Source organism: Haemophilus sp. CCUG 66565 (assembly GCF_001679495.1).
GTDB lineage: Bacteria > Pseudomonadota > Gammaproteobacteria > Enterobacterales > Pasteurellaceae > Haemophilus > Haemophilus haemolyticus_K.
The window spans coordinates 111182-136084 of record NZ_LZOX01000017.1; the positions used below are offsets into that span (position 1 = coordinate 111182).

At 37.4% G+C, this 24903-nt stretch carries 25 protein-coding genes; 10 read left to right on the forward strand and 15 right to left on the reverse strand.

What is annotated here, in order from left to right; all coding sequences use genetic code 11:
- Positions 1-19 precede the first annotated feature (19 nt).
- The 4 genes from purD to nhaB form a co-directional block, all read right to left on the reverse strand.
- The gene (gene purD / locus A9501_RS08345; protein WP_048953476.1) at positions 20-1309 is read right to left on the reverse strand and encodes a phosphoribosylamine--glycine ligase; all 1290 of its coding nucleotides are present in this window, start codon (positions 1307-1309) and stop codon (positions 20-22) included.
- Between the two features lie 180 nt (positions 1310-1489).
- Complete coding sequence (purH, locus tag A9501_RS08350) at positions 1490-3088, reverse strand: bifunctional phosphoribosylaminoimidazolecarboxamide formyltransferase/IMP cyclohydrolase (RefSeq protein WP_048953479.1); 1599 nt, start codon at positions 3086-3088, stop codon at positions 1490-1492.
- A 147-nt stretch (positions 3089-3235) separates the two neighbouring features.
- Entirely contained in the window at positions 3236-3769 is a 534-nt protein-coding gene (dsbB, locus tag A9501_RS08355; RefSeq protein ID WP_048953481.1) for a disulfide bond formation protein DsbB, read from the reverse strand.
- A 9-nt stretch (positions 3770-3778) separates the two neighbouring features.
- Positions 3779-5323, reverse strand: a complete 1545-nt coding sequence (gene nhaB, locus A9501_RS08360; RefSeq protein WP_048953483.1) for a Na(+)/H(+) antiporter NhaB — start codon at positions 5321-5323, stop codon at positions 3779-3781.
- A gap of 124 nt (positions 5324-5447) precedes the next feature.
- Here nhaB and fadR point away from each other — a divergent pair, with 124 nt between their 5' ends.
- The 4 genes from fadR (at position 5448) to ruvX (ending at position 7990) form a co-directional block, all read left to right on the forward strand.
- Positions 5448-6173, forward strand: coding sequence for a fatty acid metabolism transcriptional regulator FadR (gene fadR / locus A9501_RS08365; protein ID WP_048953484.1), 726 nt, complete (start codon positions 5448-5450; stop codon positions 6171-6173).
- 100 nt (positions 6174-6273) lie between these two features.
- Entirely contained in the window at positions 6274-7011 is a 738-nt protein-coding gene (gene rsmE, locus A9501_RS08370; protein WP_048953487.1) for a 16S rRNA (uracil(1498)-N(3))-methyltransferase, read from the forward strand.
- Entirely contained in the window at positions 7008-7568 is a 561-nt protein-coding gene (locus A9501_RS08375) for a YqgE/AlgH family protein (RefSeq protein ID WP_048953489.1), read from the forward strand. The genes rsmE and A9501_RS08375 overlap by 4 nt, the downstream gene beginning before the upstream one ends.
- Positions 7568-7990, forward strand: coding sequence for a Holliday junction resolvase RuvX (gene ruvX, locus A9501_RS08380; protein ID WP_048953491.1), 423 nt, complete (start codon positions 7568-7570; stop codon positions 7988-7990). The genes A9501_RS08375 and ruvX overlap by 1 nt, the downstream gene beginning before the upstream one ends.
- Before the next feature lie 42 nt (positions 7991-8032).
- Here ruvX and arcA read toward each other — a convergent pair whose 3' ends face one another.
- Complete coding sequence (gene arcA, locus A9501_RS08385) at positions 8033-8743, reverse strand: two-component system response regulator ArcA (protein WP_048953492.1); 711 nt, start codon at positions 8741-8743, stop codon at positions 8033-8035.
- A 193-nt stretch (positions 8744-8936) separates the two neighbouring features.
- Here arcA and A9501_RS08390 point away from each other — a divergent pair, with 193 nt between their 5' ends.
- Both A9501_RS08390 and A9501_RS08395 read left to right on the forward strand, forming a co-directional pair.
- Positions 8937-10670 carry a protein-disulfide reductase DsbD gene (locus A9501_RS08390; protein WP_065265556.1) on the forward strand — a complete coding sequence of 578 codons (1734 nt, stop codon included), beginning with the start codon at positions 8937-8939 and terminating at the stop codon, positions 10668-10670.
- Positions 10671-10781: 111 nt separating this feature from the next.
- A complete protein-coding gene (locus A9501_RS08395; protein WP_065265557.1) occupies positions 10782-11186 on the forward strand; it encodes a DoxX family protein in 405 nt (134 codons plus the stop codon).
- A gap of 110 nt (positions 11187-11296) precedes the next feature.
- Here A9501_RS08395 and ndk read toward each other — a convergent pair whose 3' ends face one another.
- Entirely contained in the window at positions 11297-11719 is a 423-nt protein-coding gene (gene ndk, locus A9501_RS08400) for a nucleoside-diphosphate kinase (protein ID WP_065265558.1), read from the reverse strand.
- Between the two features lie 10 nt (positions 11720-11729).
- The gene (pepB, locus tag A9501_RS08405; RefSeq protein ID WP_065265559.1) at positions 11730-13034 is read right to left on the reverse strand and encodes an aminopeptidase PepB; all 1305 of its coding nucleotides are present in this window, start codon (positions 13032-13034) and stop codon (positions 11730-11732) included.
- A 143-nt stretch (positions 13035-13177) separates the two neighbouring features.
- Here pepB and A9501_RS08410 point away from each other — a divergent pair, with 143 nt between their 5' ends.
- A complete protein-coding gene (locus A9501_RS08410; RefSeq protein WP_065265560.1) occupies positions 13178-14428 on the forward strand; it encodes an O-antigen ligase family protein in 1251 nt (416 codons plus the stop codon).
- 58 nt (positions 14429-14486) lie between these two features.
- On the opposite strand, the gene degS is transcribed toward A9501_RS08410, so the two are convergent.
- From degS to A9501_RS08450, 8 genes are all read right to left on the reverse strand, one after another.
- Complete coding sequence (gene degS / locus A9501_RS08415) at positions 14487-15509, reverse strand: outer membrane-stress sensor serine endopeptidase DegS (protein WP_065265561.1); 1023 nt, start codon at positions 15507-15509, stop codon at positions 14487-14489.
- The gene (ribD, locus tag A9501_RS08420) at positions 15510-16628 is read right to left on the reverse strand and encodes a bifunctional diaminohydroxyphosphoribosylaminopyrimidine deaminase/5-amino-6-(5-phosphoribosylamino)uracil reductase RibD (RefSeq protein ID WP_065265562.1); all 1119 of its coding nucleotides are present in this window, start codon (positions 16626-16628) and stop codon (positions 15510-15512) included. It lies immediately after the preceding gene.
- A gap of 2 nt (positions 16629-16630) precedes the next feature.
- Positions 16631-17080: a transcriptional regulator NrdR gene (gene nrdR, locus A9501_RS08425; RefSeq protein WP_005627362.1), complete on the reverse strand. Its 450-nt coding sequence runs from the start codon at positions 17078-17080 to the stop codon at positions 16631-16633.
- A gap of 83 nt (positions 17081-17163) precedes the next feature.
- Entirely contained in the window at positions 17164-20514 is a 3351-nt protein-coding gene (gene recC, locus A9501_RS08430) for an exodeoxyribonuclease V subunit gamma (protein ID WP_065265563.1), read from the reverse strand.
- 46 nt (positions 20515-20560) lie between these two features.
- The gene (locus A9501_RS08435; RefSeq protein ID WP_046941994.1) at positions 20561-20848 is read right to left on the reverse strand and encodes a DUF5374 domain-containing protein; all 288 of its coding nucleotides are present in this window, start codon (positions 20846-20848) and stop codon (positions 20561-20563) included.
- Positions 20841-21524 carry a DUF2572 family protein gene (locus tag A9501_RS08440; RefSeq protein ID WP_046941983.1) on the reverse strand — a complete coding sequence of 228 codons (684 nt, stop codon included), beginning with the start codon at positions 21522-21524 and terminating at the stop codon, positions 20841-20843. Before A9501_RS08440 ends, A9501_RS08435 begins: the two co-directional genes overlap by 8 nt.
- Positions 21521-22240, reverse strand: a complete 720-nt coding sequence (locus A9501_RS08445; RefSeq protein ID WP_046941984.1) for a PulJ/GspJ family protein — start codon at positions 22238-22240, stop codon at positions 21521-21523. The genes A9501_RS08440 and A9501_RS08445 overlap by 4 nt, the downstream gene beginning before the upstream one ends.
- Positions 22234-22752: a type II secretion system protein gene (locus A9501_RS08450; RefSeq protein WP_046941985.1), complete on the reverse strand. Its 519-nt coding sequence runs from the start codon at positions 22750-22752 to the stop codon at positions 22234-22236. The genes A9501_RS08445 and A9501_RS08450 overlap by 7 nt, the downstream gene beginning before the upstream one ends.
- 199 nt (positions 22753-22951) lie before the next feature.
- Between A9501_RS08450 and suhB the strand changes: the two genes are divergently transcribed.
- The 3 genes from suhB to A9501_RS08465 all read left to right on the forward strand — a co-directional run bounded on the left by suhB (position 22952) and on the right by A9501_RS08465 (position 24880).
- Entirely contained in the window at positions 22952-23755 is an 804-nt protein-coding gene (gene suhB, locus A9501_RS08455; RefSeq protein WP_065265564.1) for an inositol-1-monophosphatase, read from the forward strand.
- Between the two features lie 641 nt (positions 23756-24396).
- Complete coding sequence (locus tag A9501_RS08460; protein WP_010129411.1) at positions 24397-24609, forward strand: helix-turn-helix transcriptional regulator; 213 nt, start codon at positions 24397-24399, stop codon at positions 24607-24609.
- Positions 24602-24880: a hypothetical protein gene (locus A9501_RS08465; RefSeq protein ID WP_010129410.1), complete on the forward strand. Its 279-nt coding sequence runs from the start codon at positions 24602-24604 to the stop codon at positions 24878-24880. Before A9501_RS08460 ends, A9501_RS08465 begins: the two co-directional genes overlap by 8 nt.
- Positions 24881-24903 lie beyond the last annotated feature (23 nt).

The following is a 24903-nucleotide window of genomic DNA, read 5'->3' on the forward strand; positions in this document are numbered from 1 at the left end:
CCCTTAACATTAAATGTAGTTATTTTTTCTGCTCACGAGCCACAGCGCGATAGCCGATATCACGGCGATAAAAACGACCGTTCCATTGAATTTGTTCAGCCAGTTTCAGCGCTTTCTGTTGTGCCTCAAATACGCTTTCTCCTAATGCCGTAGCACAAAGCACGCGGCCGCCGTTGGTGACTAACTTGCCCGCTTTCGCTTCTACGCCCGCCAAAAAAACTTTCTCATTTTCGACCGCACTTTGAGGCAAACCGCTGATTTCATCGCCTTTGCGATAATCGCCCGGATAGCCTTCTGCTGCCAATACGATACCTAAAGAAGCTTTCGGATTCCATTGGGATTTCACTTCGTCTAATTTGCCATCACAGGCTTTAAGACAAAGCTCCACCAAATCCGATTCCAAACGTAACATAATCGGTTGGGTTTCCGGATCACCAAAGCGGCAGTTAAATTCGATCACTTTCGGCTGGCCATTCGGCATGATCATCAAACCCGCATACAAGAAACCGGTGTAAATATTGCCCTCTGCCGCCATGCCGTTGACCGTTGGATAGATCACTTCACGCATCACGCGATTATGAATTTCAGGTGTCACCACAGGCGCAGGAGAATAAGCCCCCATGCCTCCGGTATTCAAACCGGTGTCTTTCTCACCCACACGTTTGTGGTCTTGACTGGTCGCCATAGGCTCGACATTTTTGCCGTCCACCATGACGATAAAACTCGCTTCTTCGCCATCTAAAAATTCTTCAATGACCACTCGACTGCCGGCTTCACCAAAGGCATTGCCGGAAAGCATATCACGCACTGCGTTTTCGGCTTCCTGCAACGTCATAGCCACAATCACGCCTTTGCCTGCCGCCAAGCCATCTGCTTTTACGACAATTGGCGCACCTTTTTCACGCAAGTAAGCCAATGCCGGTTCGACTTCAGTGAAGTTTTGATATTCTGCCGTTGGGATTTTATGACGCGCTAAGAAATCTTTGGTAAAAGCTTTTGAACCTTCTAATTGCGCCGCCGCTTGCGTTGGTCCGAAAATTTTTAAACCCGCTGCACGAAACGCATCCACCACGCCAATCACAAGTGGCGCTTCAGGCCCCACGATCGTTAAACCTACGTGGTTATCTTGGGCAAATTTAACCAATGCAGGAATATCCGTTGCGGCGATATTCACGTTTTCGACCTTTTGTTCTAACGCTGTCCCTGAATTGCCTGGTGCAACGAAAATTTTATTCGCTAATGGAGATTGCGCCACTTTCCAAGCGAGGGCATGTTCACGACCGCCGTTTCCGATGATGAGGATGTTCATAATGCTCCTTGTATCTTTTTGAATTTAATCCCCTCTTTAGCAAAGAGGGGTAAGGGAGATTTGGCAGAAGTTATTTCAACCTCATAGTACATTTAGCATCGTTTAAATCTCCCTCTCGCCCCCTCTTTACGAAAGAGGGAGGATAAGTAAGTCGCTCATTGAGCGAAGTTGCTGCATAAATTAATGTCTAAAATGACGCATTCCAGTTAATACCATCACCATATTATGTTCATCTGCCGCATCAATCACTTCCTGATCACGCATTGAGCCGCCCGGATGAATCACACATTGAATGCCTACTTTCGCCGCCGCATCAATGCCATCACGGAATGGGAAGAAAGCATCAGATGCCATTACACAACCTGCCACGGTCAAGCCTTCATCCTGTGCTTTGATACCTGCAATTTTGGCCGAATACACGCGGCTCATTTGGCCTGCGCCAATACCAATAGTTTGGTTATCTTTGGCGTAAACAATGGCATTCGATTTCACAAATTTCGCCACTTTCCAGCAGAACAATAAGTCTTTTAATTCTTGTTCAGTTGGTTGACGTTTGCTGACCACTTTTAAATCATCCAAGCCAACTATGCCTAAATCCGCATCTTGCACCAACAAGCCACCGTTCACACGTTTGAAATCTAAACGTTGGGTACGTGCTTGCCATTCTCCACATTCAAGTAAACGGACATTTTTCTTACGTTTCACCACTTCAACAGCTTCTGCAGACACTTTTGGTGCGATAATCACTTCCACAAATTGACGTTCTACAATTTCATTTGCTGTTTTTTCGTCTAATTCACGGTTAAAAGCAATGATGCCTCCAAAGGCTGAGGTTGGGTCTGTTTGATAGGCGCGGTTATAGGCGTCTAAAATATCTTTACCTAAAGCCACACCACATGGATTAGCATGTTTCACAATCACACAAGCTGGCTCATCAAATTCTTTCACGCATTCAAGCGCTGCATCGGTGTCTGCAATATTATTGTAAGACAAGGCTTTACCTTGGAGTTGGTTAGCCGTAGCCACGCTCGCCTCTTTCACATTCAAATCAACATAGAAGGCAGCATTTTGATGGGCATTTTCACCGTAACGCATGGTTTGTTTACGCACAAAGTTAAGGTTTAAAGTCCGTGGGAATTGACCGCTCTTCGCCTCCGCATCTTCTTCAGAAGCAACATGATAAGGTTTCACCAACTGACCGAAATAGTTGGCGATCATGGAATCGTATTGCGCGGTGTGTTCAAATGCTTTGATGGCAAGATCAAAACGGGTTTCAATCGTTAGGCTGTTTTGGTGTTTATCCATTTCCGCAAGAATAGCGTTGAAATCATGATTATTCACCACGATCGCTACATCTTTATGGTTTTTCGCAGCAGAGCGCACCATGGTTGGGCCACCGATATCAATATTTTCTACTGCATCTTCTAACGTGCAATTTGGCTTAGCTACGGTTGCGGCAAAAGGATATAAATTCACCACTACCATATCAATGCCTTCAATGCCGTGTTGCTGCATGATGGCATCATCTGTACCACGACGACCTAAAATCCCACCATGCACTTTTGGGTGTAAGGTTTTCACACGACCGTCCATCATTTCTGGGAATCCCGTATAATCAGACACTTCAGTCACTGGCAAACCATGCTGCTCCAACAATTTTGCGGTACCGCCTGTGGAAAGTAGTTTTACACCACGCTGTACTAAGCCTTGAGCAAATTCTACGATACCGGTTTTATCAGAAACACTCAGTAAAGCCTGACGAATTGGACGATCTGTCATTACATTTTCCTTCATTAAACAGTTAAAAATAAGCGGAGTGAATTATAGCGCAAACGTTTGCGTAAATATAGAAAGATTTTACTGATCATAAAATGAGAATATGTAATAAAGAAAAATGCCATTTGATTTTTTCAAATGGCATTGTTTTTAGTTAAATAGCCGTCTTTGTTTACGACTTTTTTGTATTTGAGAAATAAATAATATTGTGAGTATTGTAATGTATACAACAAAAATAAATACGAGCCACTGAACCATGGTTAAATTTAAGAATGACCATTGGCTTTCATTACAAGAGCCTGTAGGATTAAAAATAGCAGGGAACCATTGATGAAATGGTAAGGTTTCTGGAAAGTTAGGGATAAACTCACATTGTTTCCAGGGGGCTGGATTCATTTGTAGATCCAAATGGCGCAGTGATACCAAAAGGCCTTTAATACTACTAAATAATCCGAGTATCAATGCGATTAATCTCACAATAAATGACTTTGGTGCGAAAAGACCAATAATGCCCGCAATAAATAATCCAATTATCGCTAAACGTTCATATACGCAAAGCACACAAGGCTGTAACCTCATTCCATATTGGAAATAGAGTGCGGTAGATTCCAAGGCTAAACTTGATAAAGCTAGCAAAAACCATGCGGAGCGTTTTTCAGAAAATTGTTTTAATAATGTGAGCATTCTGTCTCCTTAAATCGGCAAAATTAAACCTAAGCTTGCCAACCAATCTGTAGTTGCAGGTAAAATAAATTCGATAGCAAATAAACCTACAAGCGACATAACAACAGTATAAGGCAAAGCCATATAAACCATTCTTCCGTAAGAAAGGCGAATTAATGGGGCAAGGGATGAAGTCAATAAGAACAAGAATGCAGCTTGTCCATTTGGTGTTGCGACTGATGGTAAGTTTGTTCCAGTATTGATTGCCACAGAAAGCAATTCAAATTGATGAGGTAAAATTACGCCATTCGCTAATGCAGATTTTGCTTCGTTAATATAAACCGTTGCGACAAATACGTTATCAGAGATAGAAGATAGCAATCCATTAAAGATATAGAAGAGAGCAAGCTGAGTATTTTCTTCAGAAGCAAGTACAAAATGAATAATAGGTGCGAATAGTTTTTGATCAATAATTACAGCAACCACAGAAAAGAAGACAACAAGTAGGGCTGTAAAGGGCAAGGATTCTTGGAATGCTTTACCGATAGTGTGTTCATCAGTCACACCAGTGAATGCTGTGGCAAAAATGATGATACTTAAACCAATTAAACCTACCGCCGCGAGATGGAACGCCAATCCAAGAATTAACCAAATTGCGATTAACGCTTGGACGCCTAATTTAATTTTGTCTTGTTTAGACATTTTCTCTGAATTAGTGCGGTCTAAATCTGACAAAATTTTCCATACATCTTCAGGTAATTTTTCACCATAACCGAATAATTTGAATTTTTCGACTAAGAAGCAAGTTAGCAATCCGCAGATAAATACTGGAACAGTAACTGGAGCCATGCGGAAGAAAAATTCGATGAAGTTCCATTTGGCTTGTTCAGCAATGATTAAGTTTTGTGGTTCACCCACCATTGTCATTACGCCACCAAGTGCGGTTCCGACACCAGCATGCATCATCAAACTACGTAAGAACGAACGGAATTTTTCTAAGGTTTCGTGGTGTTGTGTCGCGATTTTTCCATCATCAGCAATATCAACGGCATCAATTAAATTATTGCCTGATGCGACTTTGTGGTAAACGCCATAGAATCCCATTGCTACGCTGATAATTACGGCAACAACCGTTAATGCATCAAGGAAGGCTGATAGGAAGGCAGCGCTAAAACAGAAAGCTAAAGAAAGCGCGATTTTTGAACGAATTTTGACAAGTAATTTCGTGAATACGTAAAGAAGCAGTTGTTTCATGAAGAAAATTCCTGCTACCATGAACATTAATAGCAATACCACTTCAAAGTTTGCCATAATTTCCGTTTTTACGTGTTCTACATTAGTCATCCCTATAATAATAGCTTCAATAGCTAATAAACCACCGGGTTGAAGGGGGTAGCATTTCAATGCCATGCCTAACGTGAAAATAAATTCAGCGACTAATAGCCAGCCCGCTAGGAAAGGGCTGATGAAAAAGAAAATAATCGGATTAATAATGAGAAAAGCAACAATGGCAAGTTTATACCAATCCGGACTTGAACCAAGAAAGTTTTTCATAAAAGCTTGAATGTTTGTCATAGGGGACTCCATTATTTTTTATCATGCTGACATTGTAATATATCCGTCTTTAAAGGATAATAAAAACTAGCTATTTTTTCATAAAATTGCATCTTTTTTTATTTTTATCTGATTTTTAAGTGTAATGCAAAACGATAATGACATTTTAAAAGCGCAAAGTCCTGCGGCTTTGGCTGAAGAGTATATTGTAAAAAGTATTTGGCAGGATATTTTTCCCGCAGGGAGTAATTTGCCTTCAGAACGAGATCTTGCTGATAAAATAGGGGTAACTCGTACAACATTACGTGAAGTGTTGCAACGTTTGGCGAGAGATGGCTGGTTAACAATTCAGCATGGTAAACCGACGAAAGTGAATAATATTTGGGATACGGCCGGACCAAATATTATCGAGACATTGATTAGTTTGGATATGCGTTCAGCACCAATGATTATTGATAATATGCTATCTTTACGTAGTAAAATGTCTGAATTTTATATTTATGAGGCTGTTAAAAATTCTCCTGCGCAATCTGCCGCACTTTTTGCATCACTAGAGCAATTGGAGAATACTGCTAAAGATTACACGGAATTTGACTATACTTTGTTTCGTCAATTTACTGTGGTAGCTAATAAGCCTTTTTATCGATTAGTATTCAATAGTTTAAAGGGCGTTTATCAACGAATTGGTTTACTCTTCTTTAAAGAGGAAAAGCACAGAGAACTTACTAAACAATTCTACTTAGAAATGCAGCAAATTTGTCAGGTAGGTAACGCTGATGCTGTGGTAGATTGTATTCGTAAACATAATATTCGCTCTATCACTTACTGGCATGCTATTTTAGAGCGGTTACCTCAAAATCTATCTGATTAATCTATAGGGAATGAGGGGCTTAAAATAGCCCACGTGTAAATTTATTTATTTTTCATGTGAAAGATATTATTCCCGTCTCCTATTAACATTTTAGAATACTATGCGCATACCTAGAATCTATCACCCTGAATCACTAGAATATCAAACGCAATGTCAACTTTCTGAAGATGCTACCAATCATGTAGGTCGTGTATTGAGAATGGTAGAAGGTGAGCAACTTGAACTTTTTGATGGTTCAAACCATATTTATCCGGCAATAATCACAGAATCCAATAAGAAATCGGTAAAAGTTAATATCTTAGGGAGAGAACTTTCTAATAAAGAATCCAATTTAAAGATCCATTTAGGTCAAGTTATTTCACGAGGTGAACGGATGGAATTCACCATTCAAAAATCTGTGGAATTGGGAGTAAATGTGATTACGCCACTGTGGTCTGAACGTTGTGGCGTGAAGTTAGATGGCGAACGGATGGATAAAAAAATTCAACAGTGGCAAAAAATTATCATTGCGGCTTGTGAACAATGTGGTCGTAATGTGGTGCCAGAAATTCGTCCTTTAATGAAATTACAGGATTGGTGTGCAGAAGATGATGGAGCGCTTAAGTTAAATTTACACCCTAGAGCACAACATAGTATAAAAACGTTACCAATGATTCCAAAAGATGGGGTACGTTTGTTAATTGGTTCAGAAGGCGGGTTGTCAGAACAGGAAATAGTGCAAACACAACAGAAAGGTTTTACTGAAATTTTATTAGGAAAGCGTGTATTACGTACCGAGACTGCTTCACTAGCAGCGATCAGTGCATTACAAATTTATTTTGGAGATTTAGGAGAATGATGGAACTGCAAGGGAAGTTTCTCATCGCAATGCCTCATCTAGACGATTATTTTAACCGAACTGTGGTGTTTATGTGTGAACATAACGAACAAGGTTCTATGGGATTAGTAATCAATCAGCCCACGGATTTAAGTATTGCAGAACTTTATTTAAAGCTTAATTTTATGATGAAAAATGACCGCACTTTTGGTAATGAAATGGTCGTTGCTGGCGGTCCGATACATTCAGAACGTGGTTTTATTTTACATAAAAATACACTTAATCATTTTCAACATACTTATAAGGTTACTGATACACTTTCTATGACAACATCTGCTGATGTTGTAGAAACCCTTGGGTCTACATTCGCTCCAGAAAAATATTTAGTTGCGCTAGGATGTGCAAGTTGGTCTGCAGGACAGTTAGAAAAAGAAATTATTGATAATACCTGGTTAGTTGCACCAGCTAGTGAACAAATTTTGTTTGATACACCTTATGAAGAACGCTATATAGTGGCTAATCAATCTCTTGGTATTCATCCTCATAATTTTGTGATGGCTCAAGTGGGGCATAGTTAATGGGGATTACTGTACTTGCCTTTGATTTTGGTACAAAAAGTATTGGTTGCGCGGTTGGACAAAGTATAACTGGAACGGCTCAAGCACTTCCGGCATTTAAAGCACAGGATGGGATCCCTAATTGGAGCGCTATTGAAAACTGCCTAAAGGAATGGAAGCCTGATGTACTTGTTGTTGGTTTGCCACTTAATATGGATGGAACCATTCAAGACTTAACACTACGAGCGAAAAAATTTGCTAACCGGTTGCATGGGCGTTTTGGTATTACTGTTGAGTTACAAGATGAACGTCTTACAACAATGGAAGCGCGTAGTGAGATATTTGAACGTGGTGGTTTCAGATCACTTAAAAAGGACAAGGTCGATGGTATTTCTGCTTGCTTGATTTTAGAAAGTTGGTTTGAGGGTTATTCGGCTAGGTAAAGGCTATCATTTATCTTAAGAAATGAATAATAGCCTTTGACATTATTCTATATTACCGCAAAATCGATATCCTTCTCCATGCACTGTCATGATGATTTCATCGGTATTTGAATATTCCTCAAAATGTTTCCGAATTCGGCGAATTGTAACATCTACAGTACGATCTTGTGGTTTAAATGCTCTACCTGTCATTTTACGCAGAAGTTCTTCTCGAGTTAGCAACTTACCTGGGTTTTCACAGAAATAAAGCATTGCGCGAAATTCACTGCGTGGCAATTTTAGTTCTTGGTTTTCTGGGGTAATGAGATTATGGCTATTTAAATCTAATACCCAACCATTGAAGCGATAAAATTCTTTTCCCGATGTATTTTCCTTTTCTTGGTGAGGCAGAGTACGGTGTAGTAAGTTACGAGCCCTAATAGTAAGTTCGCGGGGATTAAATGGTTTGGTTAAGTAATCGTCCGCACCTATTTCTAATCCTAAAATTTTATCAACTTCATTATCTCGTCCCGTTAAAAATATAAGTGGTAAATTAATATTTTCACGCAATTCACGGGCAAGTAATAAACCATTTTTTCCAGGTAAGTTAATATCCATTACCACAAGATTAATCGTGTAGTGTGCAAGAATATGATGCATTTCTGCGCCATCTTGAGCCTCAAGAACATCATACCCTTCAGCTTCAAAAATCCCTTTAAGCGTATTACGGGTCACGATTTCATCTTCAACAATGAGAATTTTTGGGGTAGCCATTTTCCATCCTTATACTTATTTTGGCGTATGCTATCGTGGTTATCATTCTAACGATGTAACATTGTTGTAACAACAGAAAAATGCTCTGATTTTTTCATTAGGTTTTGTTTTTGTGATCTACATCATAGTTTTATGCTTTCAAATTTCTTTATGTTAAAATTTTAGGCAAGTTTCTCCTTTTCTAGTTTATTTTATGAAAAAATTTATCCTTTTTTTTATATTTATTTTTACCACATTTGTAGCTAATGCAGGATTGTTTGATAAAAAACAATCATTTTTAAATGTAGATGATGCATTTGCATTTTCTGCTACATTATCTCCAGATAAAACTCAACTCCAGATTCATTGGGATATCGTGAAAGGATATTATCTTTATCAAGATAAAATCAGTGGTAGATTTGTTGATAAATCAAAATTGTTGGTAGCTCGTTTTCTACAACAATCAGAACGACATCAGGATCCTTATTTTGGTGAAGTGAGTGTCTTTACCCAACCCATAGATGGCACTTTTATCGGTGATTTTTCCCATGCTGATGATAAAGTGGAAATATCTTATCAAGGTTGTACAGAAGGTTTTTGTTATCCACCAGAAAGTAAAGTTTTACGGCTTGGTGATCTTGTTATTTCTAATGTTAAAGCTATAGAAAATAATACGGAAGAACCAGTGCTTTTATCAGAGCAAGATCGTTTGGCTGATAGCTTATTTCATAGCAAATGGGCAATTTGGGGCTTCTTTTTATTAGGCGTAGGGCTTGCTTTTACACCTTGTGTGTTGCCTATGTTGCCTTTACTTTCAGCAATTGTTATTGGTCAACAACAAAGAAGTATGTCGCGAGCATTTATTTTAACATTCCTTTATGTACAAGGGATGGCGTTGACTTATACTTTATTAGGTCTTGCTGTTGCAGCAATTGGCTTACCGTTCCAAATTGCCTTACAACATCCTTATGTCATGGTAGGGCTTTCTATTTTGTTTGTTGTACTTGCCCTTTCTATGTTTGGGATGTTTACCCTTCAATTGCCGAATAGTTTACAAAATAAACTTAATACATGGAGTCAGAAACAAACGTCAGGGGCTTTTGGTGGCGCCTTCGCTATGGGGATGATAGCCGGCCTTGTTGCTTCACCTTGTACTTCAGCCCCGCTTTCAGGTGCTTTACTTTATGTGGCGCAAAGTGGTGATTTATTCACAGGTGCGGCAACCCTTTATTTGCTCGCTCTTGGTATGGGCGTGCCGCTAATGTTAATCACATTATTTGGTAATAAAATTTTGCCAAAATCAGGTGAGTGGATGAACACAGTGAAACAAACATTCGGCTTTGTTATGTTAGCATTACCTGTGTTTTTGCTTTCTCGTATTTTGCCTGAAGTATGGGAGCCACGCTTATGGGCTGGATTAGCGACAGCATTCTTTATTTGGTTTGCGTTGCAGATGCCTAAGAGCGGTTTTGGCTATGCCATTAAAATTATTAGTTTTGCGTTGGCTATGGTTTCCGTACAACCTCTGCAAAATTGGATTTGGCAAGCTCAGAACACAACACAAAGTGCGGTAGAAAATAAGCCTGTTTCTCAGGTTAAATTTAAGCAAATTAAAAATATTGAAGAACTTGACCGCACTTTAGCGGAAAATCCCTATTCAATCGCGATGTTGGATTTATACGCGGATTGGTGTGTTGCTTGTAAAGAATTTGAAAAGTTGACTTTTTCAGATCCAAAAGTGCAACAGCAATTTCAAAATATCTTATTGTTACAAGTCAATATGACAAAGAATAGTCCGGAAAATAAAGCATTAATGGAACGCTTTAATGTGATGGGATTACCCACAATTTTATTTTTTGATAAGCAAAATAATGAGATTCAAGGAAGTAGAGTAACGGGCTTTATGGATGCTGATTCTTTTTCTAATTGGATTGAAAAGCTACTTTAGTTATTTTTAACTTTTGGTAAAAAGTATTTTTCAATTTTAATTATTGTTTAACTATCCGTTAAATATTAATATGGCGCCGTTCTAATTTATCTTTAAACAAAAGGAAAGCAAATGAACAATCTTGAAAAATATCGCCCTTATGTATTAGCTCTATTACGTATCACTGCTGCTTACATGTTTATCTTACATGGCACAGCAAAATTTTGGGAGTTTCCAATTTCTATGACGGGTGGAAATGGTCCAGTCGGCGACTCAATGATGATTGTAGGTGGCGTGATTGAAATTGTCGGCTCAATCTTATTAATTTTAGGATTATTTACGCGCCCAGCTGCGTTTGTTTTATCTGGTCAAATGGCTTTTGCGTATTTCTTTATGCATGTGGCTGGAAAAGGGAATTTATTATTCCCAATTGCAAATGGCGGTGAGCTCGCGTTACTTTATTCTGTTATATTTTTGTACTTTGTTTTTTCTGGTGCGGGCGCTTTATCATTAGATAACAGACTTTATAGAAAGTAGTTTAGTTTTATAATTTTAATCCTTATTTTGCCCACATAAAGTGGGCTTTTTTTAATAAAGCACCTAGATATGTATCTAGGTGCTTTGTTGTTAGAGATAATATAAATATGTCAATAGGTATAGATTTCTGAATCAACAAAGAAATAGGCTATTTCACGTTTAGCACTTTCTAGGCTATCAGAACCGTGAACTGAATTTTCGCGTTGACTTAGTGCAAACTCTTTACGAATTGTACCTTCTTCTGCTGTTTCTGGATTCGTATTGCCAATTAAAGTGCGGTAATCTTTAATTGCATTTTCTTTTTCTAATACAGAAACTAAAATTGGTGCTGATATCATATAATTAATAAGTGGTTCAAAAAATACTTTCCCTTGATGTTCAGCATAGAAACCTTCAGCTTGCTCACGCGTTAAATGTATCATCTTTGTGGCAATAATCTTAAAACCAGCCTGTTCGAAACGTGCCAAAATAGCACCCATAAGATGGCGATTAACTGCATCAGGTTTAATAATAGAAAGTGTTCTTTCCGTCATAAATAGATCCTTATTCTTCTGATTTTAACAATAATAAATTTGCAAGTGTTTGTATACCAATACCTGTAGCTCCCACACCCCATAAATCGCTACCTGATTTACGATAAGTTGCTGCACAATCAATGTGTAACCAGTTCTTCTGATAATTTTTTATAAAATAAGAGAGAAACGCTGTTGCTGTGCTTGCACCTGCCCCAACCGGGACACTACCAATATTAGCAATGTCTGCAAATGATGAGCTGATTTGTGAACGATGGAAATCTTCAAACGGTAAACGCCAGAAGGGTTCATTTTCATCTTGAGCAGACTGGAATAGCTCTGCTACTAAGTTTTCATCCATTGAAAGTGCTGCATGATAATCATTACCTAATGCAACTTTTGCCGCTCCAGTTAATGTTGCACAGTCAATAATAAATTTGGGGTGCTGATTATCAGCTTCAATTAACCCATCCGCTAGGACAAGACGGCCTTCAGCATCTGTATTTAATACTTCAGCGGTAATGCCATTTCTATAAGTGATAATATCTCCCAATTTAAAGGCATGACTACTCACTAGGTTTTCTGCACAACATAAGTAAAGTTTTACACGTTGATTTAACCCTCGTGTAATTGCTAATCCTAAAGCACCAGTTAATAATGCTGCTCCCCCCATGTCGGTACGCATAGTACTCATTCCATCACTTGGCTTTAGGCTGTAACCACCACTGTCAAAAGTAATCCCTTTCCCAACTAAACAGGCTAATATTGGCGCATTAGGATCATTTGTTGGGTTAAAATCAAGTTGTAACATAGCTGGTGGATTTGCTGACCCCTTACCAACCGTCCAGATACCATGATATCCTTGTTGTTTAAGTTCTTCTCCTGAAACGATCTGGAAACTTACCGCACTTTTTTTATTATAAATATCTGATTGATTTAAGATAAATTCGGCTGCATGCTCGGCCAATTTTACAGGCGTTAAGTTTTGTGCCGGTTCATTAATGATTTCACGTACAAAATCACTGCATTCAATACGTGCTAATAGTTCATCTTGTGGTTCGTCATCAAGATGAGGAAATTCAATTGAATAATCTTGTTTAGCAGTATAAAAGCCTTGGTAAAATGCCCAGCAAGATTCTAATGCCCAATTATCACCTAAAAGCTCAACTTCTTGAATGCCTATGTTACGTAACTTCCGTGCAGCGCGTTGTATTAAAGTACGGTCTGTTTTTTCATTGTTTTGTAAATGAATAGTCGCTTGTTTATCGTTAAAACTGAGAATTGTTTTTTCCCCCCAAACAGCATTAGCTTGTTGGTATGAAAGTATAATTTCCACTTTGTCCTCCAGATAAAAGAAAATGAGGGGGAACACTATACCAGTTTTATTCTTGATTTCATAAAGTAATAGTCTGATTTTAGGAGTATTTATGGATAAATTTAGGTAAAATGACTTATCTTAGTAATTAGGTTGACGTTGCGATGACTTCATTTTTTCATAAAAAATATATTACTTTTTGTATTAATGTATTTGTTGGGCTATTTTTTACAACGGTTTTGATATTCAAGAAGGGATATAGCTATGTTCCCATAACTTTAGGTGCTGTTAGTGTTATTTATGTTATTATTTATTTTATAAAATCAAAGATACATGATGAATTATCTAAAATAGATAAAATTTTCATATTTTCCTTATTATATTATTTTATTAGTTTTTTACTTTCTGTTTTTATTAATCAGGATAGTTTTAGAGAAATTGACAACCCAAGTCGAGTTTTATTATTCATTCCTTTATTCATTTTATTTCGACATTTCCCATTAAAGATTGATACGATCTTGTATGCTATTCCGACGGGGGCAATTATAACAGGGGGCGTGGCATTATTTCAGAAATTTTATTTGGGATATGATAAACCTTTTCCTGAAATTATGCATATTCAGGTTGGGGATATAGCCATTTCATTAGCGACATTTAGTTTAGTGATCACGATACATTTTTTTATAAAACAATATTATAAATCTGTATTAATAGGATTGGCTGGAGTTATCCTTGCAATGAGTACAAGCGCATTATCTGGTGCTCGTGGTGGCTGGGTAGGATTTCCAATTATACTGATTATTCTTTTATTACTATATCGCCAATTTCTTAGTAAGAAACTGATAATAACTTTTTTTGCTATTATGGGTGGATCTTTTATTCTTCTTGTAATGAACCCTAAATTTAATATGACGCAGCGTTATTACGCTGCTGAGTCTGATATTAAGTTATATCTAGAAAAAAATGATAAAAGTACATCATTAGGGGCTAGATTTGACATGTGGGAGAATGCATTTGTAGCTATTAAAGAATCGCCTATCTTTGGTCATGGGCGCAGAGGCTATGAACTATTCAGAAATAAACAGATAGAATCAGGTAGTATGGCGAAAACGACCTTGCAGTTTAATAGCTTGCATAATCAATTTTTAGAATCTTGGGTTAAACGGGGATTATTAGGTTTTATAGGATTGATAGTTATATTATTTGTACCTTTTATTTATTTTATGAAAAATTGTAAACAACAAAATTTAGAAATAAAATGTGTCGCAATTTTAGGTATTATGCATCTATTATCCCATTTATTCTATTTTATGAGCCAATCATTTCTTGCGCATAATTCGGGATCGTTATTTTATTTCTTCGTTTGTATTATTTTTTATAGTTTAATTAGATCTTCTCGTTCTTCTTCCTATTAAAAAGAGAAAGAGTTAAAAATAGAAAGTCAGTTCCATGATTAAGAACGCTACTTTTTTATTAATTTACTGGAAATTCTTCAATGACAACAGGAAGTTGTAAGATTTTGCCTAATCGTAGAATGGTGACGAGAACTTTTGAATTAGGTTTTGTATTTGCGATAATTTGCATCATTTCTCGGGCTGAAATGCCTTCTTGATTATTTAATTTCAAAATGACATCACCTAATTGAATTCCTGCTTTTGCTGCTGGGCTATTCGGGCTTACTCCAGTGATGACTATGCCTTCTTCACTACTTGAACTGATGTCGCTTTGCACACCAAAATAACCTCGGATAACACGCCCATCTCGAATGATTTTCTGTAAAACATCATTTGCAATATCCATTGGAATGGCAAAATTTAGTCCTTCTGCTATTTCATTAGCGGTTTTCCCAATACTAAGGGTGCTGATTCCAACCAATTCCCCTGCAGAATTAATTAATGCACCACCTGAGTTGCCTCGGTTAATTGAAGCATCGGTTTGGATGAAGTTTTGTCTGCCAACAGAATCACCTACGGCATTACGTCCCACTGCGCTAATAATACCTTGAGACACGCTTTGCCCTAAGTTATAGGGATTACCGATTGCTAATACCACATCACCAACGTGAGCTTGACGAGCTGAATTTTGTGGAATGGTTGAAAGATTATTTGCACGAATTTTTAGAACAGCGAGATCGGTGAGATTATCTGAACCAACAAGACTAGCTTCAAAAATATTTCCGTTTTGCAATGCTACTACAATTTGATCCGCATTTTGGATAACGTGTTTATTCGTCAGAATATAGCCATCTTTACTCATAATTACGCCAGAACCTAAGTTATTTACTTGTAGCTGATCATTATCATTAATGCTGGCGGAAGAAAAAGAGCGGTTATAAACATTCACTACTGCTGGAGAGGCAATACGCACCGCATTTTTGAACGATACAATATCGTCTGAAGTGAAGATATTGCTGTTATTCAGTCTTGGAACAGCAAACAAAATCACGCCCGCAGCAGCCAAGCCCCAAAGTGCGGAATGGAAAAGTTTTTTAAGCATTTAGATTCCTTTCGGTGTGTAAGTTAATTTTATATCGTCACCGATTTGTTCTAATTCATTGAGTTGCCATAATGGTGCATCAGCAAGTTTAGTTAAATTCGGTAATTGGCATAGACCACGAGCATTGTCGCCAAGTAATTTGGGCGCAACGTAAATAATCAATTCATCTACTAATTTCGCATCAATTAAACTACCCGCTAAATTTGCTCCAGCTTCTACCCAAAGGGTATTTATTTGGCGTCTTCCCAGTTCTCGCATTAATTCTTTTAGTAAATTTTCTTTTGGAAGAATAATTTGTTCGCAGAAATCAGGAAAGCCTGCTAAATCTCGCGGTTCATTAGAAACTAACCAAACGGGAGAATGCGTTAAAAAAAGTTTATGAGTCGGCTGAATGCGATGTTGTGAATCTAAAATGACTCGTACAGGCTGGCGAAGATCTTCTTTTTTATATTTTGTTTTAAGATTTTCAGGAAATTCGTCCCAGCGTACATTAAGGCTTGGATCATCTGCAATTACTGTCGCAGAAGTAGATAAAAGTGCGGATGATTTTGCACGCATTTTTTGTACGTCAGAACGAGCATCAGGGCCCGTAATCCATTTACTTTCTCCACTTGCCATTGCTGTTCGTCCATCTAAACTCATTGCAAGTTTGAGTTGAACAAAAGGCATACCTTGACGCATTCGTTTTAAAAAGCCTTTATTTATTTTTTCCGCTTGATCGTTTAATAAATTCACCGCACTTTCGATGCCTGCATCAGATAACATTTTCAAACCTTTCCCTGCGACTTGAGGATTCGGATCTTGCATAGCTGCAATGACTTTCACTACGCCAGCCTCGATTAATCCTAATGCACAAGGCGGAGTGCGACCATAATGAGAGCAGGGCTCTAAGGTGACGTAAGCGGTTGCTCCTTTGGCATTTTCGCCAGCTTGGGCTAAGGCAACGCGTTCAGCATGAGGTTGCCCCGCTTTAAAATGAAAGCCTTCCCCCACAATTTCACCATTTTTTACCAATACGCATCCTACCGATGGGTTCGGTGTAGTGGTATATTGACCTTTGGCGGCTAAATCCAAGGCGCGTTGCATAAATTTGCGATCTTGTGCAGAAAATTCGCTCATGGTTAATCCTTTAAGCTCTCAATTTCTTTGGTGAATTGATTAATATTATCGAAACTCAAATAGACCGATGCAAAACGAATATAAGCCACTTTATCGAGTTTTTTTAACTCATTCATCGCGAGTTTTCCAACCAGTTTACTTGGTACTTCACGTTCACCCGTCGCGCGTAATTGAAAAATTATATGGTTAATTGCTTGTTCAACATCATCCGCACTTACAGGGCGTTTTTCTAAGGCGTGCTGAATACCACTGCGTAATTTATCTTCATTGAACGGTTCTCGAGTGCCGTCAGTTTTAATAATTTTTGGTACGATTAATTCGGCTGTTTCAAAGGTGGTAAAACGCTCATGACAATGACCGCACTCACGACGGCGACGAACCTGATAGCCATCCGATACCAAACGGCTATCAATTACCTTGGTTTCTTCTGTAAAACAAAATGGACAGCGCATAGACAATTCTCCGTAAAAAGGGCAGTTATCTTAGCAAAAAATCGGTTCTTTGACGATTAGCTTTATGCTTTTCTTGTCTTCTTTTATACGAATAATAAGCCAAACCAATCTTTTGTTTGTTTTAATAATTTTTCAATATTTTCAGTGTGTTCAAATCTTGAGGTCTGCGCCAATATGCGTGACCAGTATGGATCTACTTGAGCGCCGTAGCTGTCTTCGCCCAGTTCCTGAAGTTTTGTAGAAATGTTGTCAAAATCTACCGCACTTTCATCGTCCACAATAAAATGATTAATATTTCTTATCGTTGGCACCAATTGGATTTCTATTTGGCTTTGTAAATAATCTTTTACGTAAGTTTCTAATTGAGCGAGAGCGGCTTTGCGCCCAATAGGCGGTAATTCGATAACTTGATCTTGAGTAATTAATTTTGGTGGTACCGCATTTTCTTGTGTGACACATTGAATCAAATAATAAATCCAAGGACGGATACAATAGCGATCTTTGTATTTCGCAAAATGCCATTGAATCACCTGTGAATCATCGCCAAATAAAGGCTCCATATAACCAAATAGACGAATTTCTTGATTTTCATTTTGCCAATCTACGGAGAGATTGAAATCGACGGAAGCATGTTTGGCTTCGCCAAGATCCGCTATTTTCTTTTTAAATTCCAAAACATTGTCTTGAATATTTTCAGCATAAACCTTTCCAAATTCAGCTCGAGGTAACACGCCTTTAACTTCTGCTTGTCTAAAATAATCAGCAAAATTTTGTTCATCAAGATAGATTAAGTCATTATTGAGCGCATAATTATCTAATCCACTTAAGGTGAAGTTTTCACTGTCGGCAATACGATCATCTTCATCACGGAAATAGACACTGAGTTGTTTTTCAAAGAAAAATTTCACTGGATTTTCCACAAAGCTGACTAAACGATCTAGTTCAATTTCTTCGATTTTTTCTGGGTTTTCTGTCATCGTGACGGCAAATTCTGAATTGCTAGCTGTCGCGTCAAATTGCGCTATTGGCAACCATTTTGTCGCAAAAGAGCGGGTGAATTTCTCGTTATATTTGAAATTATCTGGGCTAAATGCCGTCATCGGATGCTCAATCATCGTAAGGGGATTTTCGCTTTGCCCTTGATTAATATAATCCAACAGTTGGCTTACCAATACAGAAGGTTCTTTCGGTTGATTATCGGTAATGGAACGGCCAACATAGCTGATATAGCAATAATCACGTGCTGCCAATAAGGCTTCTAAGAACAAATAGCGATCATCATCACGGCGAACACGGTCGCCTTTTTGATGGTGATATTGCATTAAATCAAAACTGTTTGGTGTTTGTGTTCTTGGGTAATCCGCATCATTCATTCCAATTAAACAAACCACTTTGAATGGCACTGAACGCATTGGTAATAAGGTGCAGAAGTTTACTTTTCCAGCAAGGAATTTGAGGCTATTTGGTGCATCTTCCAATTTCATTGTGATGACATCGGCAATCACGTCTGCTTGTAATTCTTCAGTAAAATGGAGAGATTTTAGATGCTCAGCGAATTCATTAATTTTCTCTTGAATATAGAAAATTGTGTCACTTGTGTCTTCGTTTTGCACGAAGAAATCTGATAAAAGTGAGGTTAAGATTTCCTGCCATTTTTCAATAGAATGCGCTTGTTGCAGCGTTTCATGCAGCGCGGAAAGTGCGGTGAAAAAGTGAGATAAATTTCCAGCAAGTTCACCTTTTAAGCCATAGCTGCTGTTTAATCCCAGACTATCTTGCCAAATACCGTGTTCTTCACGCATTGCATAGCCTAACATCATTCGTTCTAAACCAGCCTGCCAAGAATTGAAATTGATGCCATCTTGATTTTTTTGCAAACCGAAACGAATCCCAGAATCCGCCACCCATTCTCGCACTAATGGCAAATCAGCAAGAGAAATATTAAATCGTTCTCGCATCACAGGAATATCCAACAATGCTAAGACATCCTCTGCACTAAAATTGCTTTCTTTTAAGCGTAATAAAGTTAAGTAACTTGATACCAGCATATCGCTTTCTGAAAGTTTATTATCCGAAAGTGAAAATGGAATTTGTGGTGCATTCCCATTTTTTTGCCCGAAAACTGCCTGAATATAAGGCGTGTATTGGTTTATATCTGCCACCATGACAACCACATCTTTTGGCGTAAGGTTAGGATCTTGATTGAATAAATCTAGTAAATAATCGTGCAATACTTCCACTTCACGCATAGCACTGTGGCAAGAATGTAGGGTTAAAGTGCGGTCATTTTTTGTGATATTTAACGGTTTATTTTCTAAATGCAGAATTTGAGATTGCAATTGTCCAAGCAAACTGTTCGATTCAATTTCTTGATAGGCATTGACGGGATAAGTTGGAATATGTTCTTCATCTCGCACCAATGTATAGAGAAAATCTCGCCCCATTTTTCCCCAAGCCGCCAGTAATGGATTACCTACTTGAAGGTTTTCTTTTTGATAAGTGACATCAAACTGAGCGTTTTCTAGTTGAGAAAGTTGATCCTCGGAAAACAGCGGTTGATTTTCATCTTGTTTATTGAATTGATAACGCTTGCGAGAACGCAAATAATCGAGGCGTAAATTGCTAATATCTCCCCAATACTCTTGGCATGGATTATTAAAAAATAAATGAATATCCACTTCTGATGACATGGCTTGCAAAATATTGAGATAAGCAGTTGGGAGCGCAGGAATACCAAAAATAAATATGCGTGAAGGTAATTTTTTCGGCGCTTTTTTATCGGCAAGCAAGGCTAAGAATTGATTATGCAAAGCCGCTCGATGTGTGGCATCACCTACATCTGATTTAACATCAACGACCAATGCACGCCATAACTCACCTTGCCATTTTGTATTGCCTTGAATTTGCTCAAACAAAGTATCGTTTAGGTTAGGTTGTTGTTTTTGTATTTGAGCAGTGATTTGTTCATCTTCGCCTTTTTCCCAAGCAAAAATCCATTCTGGTCGATAAACTAAATATTGGTCAAATAAATCGGCAATTTTGCTGCTGAGTTGATAAAGTTTGTATTGTTCAGAATGTGGCGAGGACGCTAAATAATTGCGTAAAGGCAAAAAATTTTCTTTCTCGAGAAAAGTCGGGATTAAGCGTATTAAACGCCACATCATTGAATCTTTATCAAAAGGGTTTTCCAATGCCGTTGCGGGTAAATTTTGAGCATAAAGCTGCCAAATAAAACTTGCTGGCATAGGAAATTTTAGGTTCGCTGAAATGCCTGTTTCTTTCGCTAATTCAATTTGCAGCCATTGAGCCATACCCGGGCTTTGCACCAAGATAATATCTTGCTGAAAAGGGTCTTCAGGCGGTAACGATTTGAATAAGGAAGAAAGGATTTCTTTTTGTTTTTCGAGTTGATTGGAATAATAAACAATGAACACAATGGCGACCTTTTGATGATTTAATCTAGAAAAAGACAAGGTTATTCTACTTAGTTTTTATCGAAATTTCACCCATCGGATAGCGTACAATGACGCGTTCGTTTTCACATTGAACGCGAAAAGTTAAGCCATTTTGTTGTATCAATTGTTCACAAGCTAATCCTAAAAATTGGCGTTGAGCTTGATTCTCCGCAATCTGTATTGCCTGAAAATCTTGATAAATTTTTACCGCACTTTTTCGCTGTTCTGCCGTCCATTGATTAAAAACAAGAAATAAAACGCTAAATAAAGCCAAAGAAAATAATAGGGTAGTGAGCGACATGCCTTTATTCATCTGGAACATTAAAATCACTCCAACTTTTTTCTGCCAACTGCCACTGACTATATTGTTGTACTAAGGTTGTTACAACCGGTTTGCCATAGGCTAAAGTTACCCCATCTAAAGTTAAATTCCCATTGGTGAGTACTGCGCCACTGATCCTTCCTTTGCCCGTTAGTTTTAAATCTCCCTCTGCAATTAATACGGCAGACACGGTGCCATTAATTTCAATTTCCGTTTGTGAATCTGAAAACCAATAAAGTTTAGGTGTTTTATTCGCATTTAAAATTCTAGGTGGGGAGGAAAAGTGCGCTCGAAAATCTGTGAGTTTTTCTGTGTGAATAAAATCTTTCAATGCACCTTGATTATCGCCTTTTGTGGGCGATTTTTTAAATAGGCTCATTCTTTCACACCAAAGAAAATACTGAATTGCATCGCTGGCACCATCAAGCGTGATGCTGATTTGCTTTACACTTTCATTATTATTTAACGGTAAATCAAGGCAGGCGGTTTGTCTTTTCTCCTCTGTCATTTTTTGCAGTTGTAATGTTCTTTCCACATAGTGTTTTCGTTGATTTTGTTGCGCACGAAAAAAACTTAAATGACTGTCATCCAACAATAAAATTACGGTTAATAAACCTGAAATAAAAATCAGAATAGTCAGCGTAATAATGCCTTTTTGTATTCTCATTGTTTTTGATTCCAGAGAGCAACGACAAGGGAGGTTTCATAACTGATGTTTCGGATTTGTTTTAAATTTCCTTTTAGCTTGATTTCTAATCCTTTGCCTTCAATTAACCAATTAAATTGTAGGGTAGTGACTTCGTATTCATTGTTGTCTAATAAATCCGTCCAGCCGCCTCCAGAGTTGCAAGCCGATTGTTGAAAAGCTCGTTTACAAGTTTCTGCTGTGCAATTAGTAGGAATAACACTTTGATAAGTCAGTTTGGTTTTTATCATTTTGTTACTCACTTTATAACCGAATAATTCTTCTGTACTGTTTTTAGATGTATTTTTCCCATTTTTCATACAGGTTTTAGGCGAATCTTTGCCAATACAGCCATTTTTATTTAAATCATAAAAGAACAACACGCAGCTATTAGGTAGAGCGTTATCTTCTTGGCTAATGAAAATGGCAGTGCCTTGTTCATCTAATTCAAATAAAGATACATTGCTTTCTGTACCTTTTGTATTTAATGCTCTAAATCCCAATCGCCGAAGATCTTTACCGATTAGCTGTAATGTTCGTTGTAATTCTGCTTGTAGTTTTAAATGCAATAACATGTGTTGGTTTTGCCTTTGTATTTGCACATAAAAATGCGAAATGCTTAGCAATAATAAAGACGATAACGCCAGAGAAATCATCAGTGCTAATAGGGTTTGCCCTTTTAATAATATTTTCATGATTGATTACATGCACTAGCCGCTTGATTGGTTTTCAAACGAATACTGCCAACATTAAAAAATGAAAATAATGTACGTTCATTTTCCGCTTGTAGAATAAAGCAACGAGTAACACTGGTATTACGAGCCCCATAAAACCTCGTGATTTCTTTGGGATAAAGATAATGGCTTTGAATCATCGTTTTTTTAGGAAAATAAGGATAGTAAAAATGAGCATAGGCCTCTTTCGGGCAGTTTGTTGGGTTTAAACAATCACAAGTTTGATCGTTTTTTACTTGTGCCGTTAAGCACCATTGTTGTGTCGCAAGATTACGATTGATAAGTAAAAACCACACTTCCGATGAATTTTCTGCACGAGCCTGAATTTGTCGTAGAAATAAATACAGGCGATGTTGCTCTTTGGCTAAAATCGTTTTAGGTGAATCCGTTTGCCATAATGGCACGGAAAAACTCAGCGCAATGCTGATAATGGCTAACCCAATCAATAATTCCACTAATGTCACACCTTTCTGCATAAAACGCTCCAATTTTCTACCGCACTTTAATGGCAAATAATTAATGGAAAAATCACTTCATGCTATTTTTGCGATCTGTATCGCAAACTTTTCCTGAAAACCTATAAAAACCATTGTTTTATAATTTTCAACTGGTTATTTTGACAAATATCGCTATAATGGCGCGGAATTTTTCTGTTCTTTAAAATCTGGTGGAAATATGAATCCAATGTTAAATATCGCAATTCGTGCGGCACGAAAAGCGGGCAATGTGATTGCTAAAAATTATGAACGCCGTGATGCTATCGAAAGCACACAAAAAGGTATTAATGATTATGTGACAAACGTTGATAAAGCGGCAGAAGCAGAAATCATTGAAATTATTCGTAAATCTTATCCTGACCATACCATCATTAGCGAAGAAACAGGTGCGCTTGAAGGCAAAGATAGCGATGTACAATGGGTGATTGATCCACTAGATGGTACCCGTAATTTTATGACGGGCCTTCCTCATTTTGCCGTGTCTATCGCAATTCGTGTAAAAAATCGCACTGAAGTCGGGGTTGTTTACGATCCAATCCGCAATGAATTATTTACCGCTGTGCGTGGTGAAGGTGCAAAATTAAACGAAGTACGTTTGCGTGTAGATAGTAAACGCGAAATTCAAGGTTCAATTTTAGCGACCGGTTTCCCATTCAAACAACCAAAATTAATGCCTACTCAATTTGCAATGATGAATGCCTTAATTGAAGATGCCGCAGATTTTCGTCGTACTGGTTCTGCAGCATTGGATTTATGCTATGTGGCGTCAAACCGTATTGATGGCTATTTTGAAATGGGCTTAAAAGCATGGGATTGTGCTGCTGGCGATTTAATCGTGCGTGAAGCGGGTGGCTTAGTTTGTGATTTTGATGCTGGTAACGGCTACTTACGTAGCGGTAATATTATTGCAGCACCAGCGAGAGTATTAAAAGAAATGTTGAATAAAATTAGACCGTGTTTAGGTGAGAGTTTTAACGGTTAATTGTTTTATAAATAGCACCTTTAATAATGGCGCTATTTTTACCCTTTAAAGTTTGGAATGTAAAAATTCTGAGATAAAAAAAGCAAGGTGATTCACCTTGCTTTATTAATTTGGTGGGATAATCTCACTTGAACTAGCAATATAAGGCTTTGATTTATAATAACTTTATTTGTTGGGTTTGTGTTCAGTGTTACTATTGGTGTTACTAAAAAATGAAGTGATAGATTATCTATAATAATTAAAGCACTGGTATGCTACCTTGTGAGTTAATGGTAGCACAACAATAGGAAAATATCTAAAAAAGTAAAATAGTATTATTCGACTATTTTTTAGACAGAAATTTTTAAAAATTTTCTTAATGAAAACATTAGTTATATATGAGAATGAATAAGATAAGTTTCCTATGTTGGAAAGCAGAAAATTTGTTCAAAAAATGCTTGCAAGCAATCTGGAGGAAGTATAGGATGGTCTCAAGTTGATTTTAGTTAGACCATACAACAGTAAGGATTTCTTATTAATATATGAAATAGAGGCTATACGCCTTATCAAAAGTGATATTACAGATCATTTTTTTAAACGCAATAATATAAGGGTATTACTAACTAAAGAGTAATACCCTTTTTATATATAGGGGTTTTACCATGGATAGAATAATCAGGGTAAAAGAATTTTTAACGATATTAGGAATATCTAAAAGTACATTCTACACTTGGCAGGATAAAAGTTCTGCTTATTATAAGCCTAATTTTCCCAAAAAAGTTAGCCTAGGAGCTAACTCCGTAGGCTACTTTGAATCTGATGTAAATCGGTACTTAAACAACATTAAAAACCTAAATGAGGTGATCTATGCTTAAAACAGTAGATGATAAGATTTTTTCAATTATTAATAGGAAATTGCCATTAGAGAAACGTTTTAAGAAGTTAACTAGCAATGCTAGAAATGTCTTATACACATTAATCATAAAAAGTAAAAATGAAAATAAAGAAATAACGTTAACTACTTTCAACTCGGAATCTGTTTTTAACTTAAAAAGAGATTTATTCATTAAAGCTATAAATGAATTGATAAAAGTAGATTATTTAAAAAGAACTGAAATAGATAATATCTATATGCTAAAAATTTAAATCCAAGCCACTATTTAGTGGCT